This window comes from Stenotrophomonas sp. 05L44_2, from assembly GCF_056665995.1.
The window spans coordinates 1-3,101 of record NZ_JBFTNR010000509.1 but is presented as its reverse complement, the minus strand read 5'-3'; the positions used below and the strand labels follow the sequence as shown (position 1 = coordinate 3,101).

The window sequence follows — 3,101 nt, the reverse complement described above, 5'->3', positions numbered from 1 at the left end:
ACAGCAAGAAGTACAGCTCGACCGCCCGCGGCTTCGTCAACGACGATCCGAACATCCTGGAAGCCCGCGCGCAGTTCTTCTGGTAATACCGGAAGCACGCGTTCGAACGAAGGCACGGCCCAGGCCGTGCCTTCGTCGTTGTGGGCAGGCGGTGGCCGCGCGATGATGCCCTGCCCTGTCGACAAGGACCTTCGGGATGCCTTCTTCGCTCCGCCTGCGCCGCCTGCTTTGCGGTGTCCTGCTCGCTGCCCTGCCCGCCACTGCGTTTGCCTGTGACGATGCGGATACCGTGCGTGAGGCCGCGTATCGGCAGTTGCCGGCCGGCGCGCTGCCGGTCACGGCACGTTTCACCGATGCGGACAGCACGGCCTGCCGCGCGTGGCCCGCGCAGCCCGGCACGACCCTGCTGGCCGTCGCCCAATGGACCGCCCCCGCCTCGGAAGACGTGCGCGGTGGCGACCTGGACCTGCTGCTGATCGATACCGCCAGTGGCCAGCCGCTGGCCTGGACCCGCGTGGCCGATGCGGTCAGCAGTGATGCGCTGCGCTTTACCGGCCTGCGCCTGGACACAGCACGCTGGCAGTTGGACCCCGCCACCCGCGCGTTCGGCGTGCGCATGGACTACAGCGGCAGCTCAGGACCCAACCCGTTCGCGCAGACCGAACTGCAGTTGTTCGTACGCGAGGGCCGGCAGCTGCGCCGGGTGCTTGCCCCGCTGGCCGTCAGTGGCAGTCGCGGCGAATGGGATACGCGTTGCGCCGGCGAGTTCAGCCGCTTCGAGCGCACGCTGGAGATGGGCAGTGCCAATGCCGCTGGCCTGGCGCCGATCGTGGTGCGCGAAAAACGCACCGATACGATCAGCGTCGCCACCGGTGACGACTGCCATGCCACCGACACGACGGCACCCGTACAGCGCTGGACACTGCAGCCCCGCGACGGTCGCTATGCCGTTCCGGAGGCGCTGCGCGGGCTCTGAAGGGCGGGCTTGGGCACCGCCATGACGGCTGTCACGTTCGCGTCATATGACAGACGCGGGCGTGTCATGGAACCGTTATGGAATGTGCACCGAAACGTCGGGCAGCCGCCCCTCGACCACCCCAGGAGTCTCTCCCGTGATCCACGCCTTCAAGTCGCGCGCCGCCGTCGCCATTCTGGCCGCGTCGTCCGTGTTCGCCGCCAACGCCGCCGATGTCACCGGCGCGGGCGCCTCGTTCATCTACCCGGTGATGTCCAAGTGGTCGGCCGACTACAGCACCGCTACCGGCAAGAAGGTCAACTACCAGTCGATCGGTTCCGGCGGTGGTATCGCCCAGATCAAGGCAGCGACCGTGGACTTCGGTTCGTCCGACGCGCCGCTGAAGCCGGAAGAGCTGGCTGCCGCCGGCCTGGCCCAGTTCCCGTCGGTGATCGGTGGCGTGGTGCCGGTGATCAACGTTGCTGGCGTCGCCCCCGGCGCGCTGAAGCTGGACGGCCCGACCCTGGCCRACATCTTCCTGGGCAAGATCACCACCTGGAACGACCCGGCCATCGCCGCCCTCAACAGTGGCCTGACCCTGCCCAGCGGCAAGATCACSATCGTYCAYCGTTCGGAYGGCTCGGGCACCACCTTCAACTTCKYCAACTACCTGTCCAAGGTCAGCCCGGAGTGGAAGAGCAAGGTCGGTGAAGGCACTTCGGTACAGTGGCCGGCCGGCATCGGCGGCAAGGGCAACGAAGGCGTTGCTGCCTACGTGAAGCAGATCAAGGGCGGCATCGGCTATGTCGAACTGTCCTACGCGCTGCAGAACAAGATGTCCTACGCGGCGATGAAGAATGCGGCCGGCAAGATCGTGCAGCCGTCGGACGCCTCGTTCTCGGCCGCTGCGGCCAGCGCCGACTGGGCCAACGCCCGTGACTTCTACCTGGTGATGACCAACGCCCCGGGCGCTGATGCGTGGCCGATCACCGCCACCAACTTCATCCTGGTGCGCAAGCAGCCGAAGAACGTGGCGGGCGCCAAGGCCACGCAGGAGTTCTTCCGCTGGGTCTACAAGAATGGCGATGCGCAGGCCAAGCAGCTGGACTACGTGCCGCTGCCGGACGCGCTGGTGCGCCAGATCGAGACCTACTGGACGCAGAACCTGAAGTACTGAGTTCGTTGCAAGGCGTTCCCCCGCAGGAACGGGGCCGGCGGGTCCTCTCTCCCCCGCCGGCCCCACCGGGCGCTGGATCCTTCGGGGTCCGGCGCTCTTCTTCTTTGTAGGGTTGGTCGTGAAAGGCGCTGCGCTTCCCTTGATGAGTTGCTGCGGCGATGGGCCGGGCTGCGCAGGACGGCCGCAAGTACGTCCTTGTAGGCTCGGCCCATCGCCGCCTGATGGTTCATCGGGGCGCGGTGGGGTCATGGAAGGCAGGAGCGGGGGCAACGGTTACCCGGCCCTCCGCCGCGCTGGGGACCGCGCAGAAGCGCAGTTGGGGCTGTCAGCCGACCCGGCAGCCAACCGTGAATCCCGCGAAACCCTTGCCAGAACGTGATCCAGGACACCTCTGTCATGGACGTCATACGGCTGTAACAAAAACATCATTTCATAGCCGCATCCGCCGACACCGTCGGCTCTACCCCGCTATGGAGTGACCATGAAACTGCACTCGGCCAGCCTTGCCGCCCTTTCCCTGGCCATCGCCCTGGGCCTGTCTGCCTGCGGTGGCGACAAGCAGGCCGCACAGCAGCCGGCCGCTGACGGCGCCGCTGCTCCGGCCGCTGCCGGCGACAAGGTGACCGCTGAGGTCTCCGGTGCCGGCGCCTCCTTCATCTTCCCGCTGGTGTCCAAGTGGTCGGCCGACTACAACACCGCCACCGGCGCGAAGATCAACTACCAGTCGATCGGTTCCGGTGGTGGCATCGCCCAGATCAAGGCCGGCACCGTTGATTTCGGTTCGTCCGACAAGCCGCTGAGCAGCGACGAGCTGGCCCAGGCCGGCCTGGCCCAGTTCCCGTCGGCCATCGGCGGCGTGGTGCCGGTGGTCAACATCGACGGCCTGGAAGCTGGCCCAGGCCGGCCTGGCCCAGTTCCCGTCGGCCATCGGCGGCGTGGTGCCGGTGGTCAACATCGACGGCCTGGAAG

At 67.3% G+C, this 3,101-nt stretch carries 3 protein-coding genes; all 3 read left to right on the top strand.

All coding sequences use genetic code 11. The features are described from left to right. Positions 1–196: 196 nt before the first annotated feature. Entirely contained in the window at positions 197–976 is a 780-nt protein-coding gene (locus tag AC1VAN_RS16605; RefSeq protein ID WP_442251039.1) for a PA3715 family protein, read from the top strand. 136 nt (positions 977–1,112) lie between these two features. After that, positions 1,113–2,132 carry a phosphate ABC transporter substrate-binding protein PstS gene (gene pstS, locus AC1VAN_RS16600; protein WP_480986226.1) on the top strand — a complete coding sequence of 340 codons (1,020 nt, stop codon included), beginning with the start codon at positions 1,113–1,115 and terminating at the stop codon, positions 2,130–2,132. A 481-nt stretch (positions 2,133–2,613) separates the two neighbouring features. Continuing rightward, positions 2,614–3,101: substrate-binding domain-containing protein (locus AC1VAN_RS16595; RefSeq protein WP_480986225.1), on the top strand; the 488-nt coding region annotated here is incomplete at its 3' end.